Raw genomic sequence first — 1,112 nt, 5'->3', positions numbered from 1 at the left:
CAACTGGTCGCCTACGGCAACGGCGGCGGACAGTGCACCGGCCCCTCCTGCGGCGGCGGACCCAAGTGGAACGACCCGGCACAGGGCGGCAACGCATTCGCCGGCCAGAACCAGAACAACACCGGCGGCGCCCTCGACTGGGCCTCCGGTCTGCTCGGCCTGGACAACGGCCCCAGCAGCCGCGCCGACGAGGAAACGGCGAAAGCCCCACAACCCGGCAACCCGGACCAGGGCTCGGGTCCGATCACCTGCCAGGCCATCGGCTGCCCGACCCCGGGCCAGGGCAGCGGCGGAATCGCCGGATGGGCCGACCAGCTCATCAAAGACCTGACCAAAACCATCACCGACGCCCTCGGCAAAATCGGCGGCGGAAATGGTGGCGGTGGGAATGGCGCCAGGCCGCCGGTCAACCAGCCCGAACAGCCGGGCAAGCCCAATGCGCCTGACGCACCGAATGCGCCCAACGCACCCGATGCGCCGGACGCCCCGGACGCCCCGGACGCGCCCGATCAGCCTGACCAGACCGGCAAGCCCGGCGACCAGGCGGGCAAGCCCGACCAGTCCGGTAAGCCCGATCAGGGCACTTCGAAGCCGGACGGCCAGAACCTGAAGGCGTGGGCCTCCCAGTTGGTCAAGGATCTGACCACGACCATCAAGGACGCCCTGGGCAAGCTCGGCATCGGCGACAGCGGCAAGAAGCCCGACCAGGCGAACAAGCCTGACCAGGCCGACGCCCCGGACGCACCCGATGCGCCCGACGCTCCGGACCAGGCGAGCAGCGCTCAGCCAGCCGGCAACGCGGCACCGACGGCCCAGCGAGCAGGTCTGAGCGACCAGCCCCGCGCGGCCACCCAGAGCCAGAACCAGGCCCAGGCCGTCCCGGACTCCGGCAACGGCCAAGCCCCCCGCGCCGACCACCCCGACCAGGCGGTCCTCAACGGCGGCGCCAGCGGCGGTGGTTCCAGCTCGGGCCAGAACGGCCAGCGCACCCGGCTGAGCCAGAACGTCGCCCGGTTCGCCTCCCAGCTCAACACCCGGGTCCGCCAGGCGATCGGCCGCACCGCCGACACCGCCGCGTCCCAGGGTCACGAACAGCGCATGGGCTGGCTGGC

Annotated in this window: 1 pseudogene; it reads left to right on the top strand. The window is 72.1% G+C overall.

What is annotated here, in order from left to right:
• Nucleotides 1–1,112: pseudogene (locus N912_RS65010) on the top strand (hypothetical protein); the annotation flags it as partial.

Source organism: Actinospineispora acaciae DSM 45401, from assembly GCF_000620785.1.
GTDB classification, from domain to species: Bacteria; Actinomycetota; Actinomycetes; order Mycobacteriales; family Pseudonocardiaceae; genus Pseudonocardia; species Pseudonocardia acaciae.
Note: the sequence above shows the minus strand (reverse complement) of the source record. Positions and strands in the feature narration are given on the sequence as shown.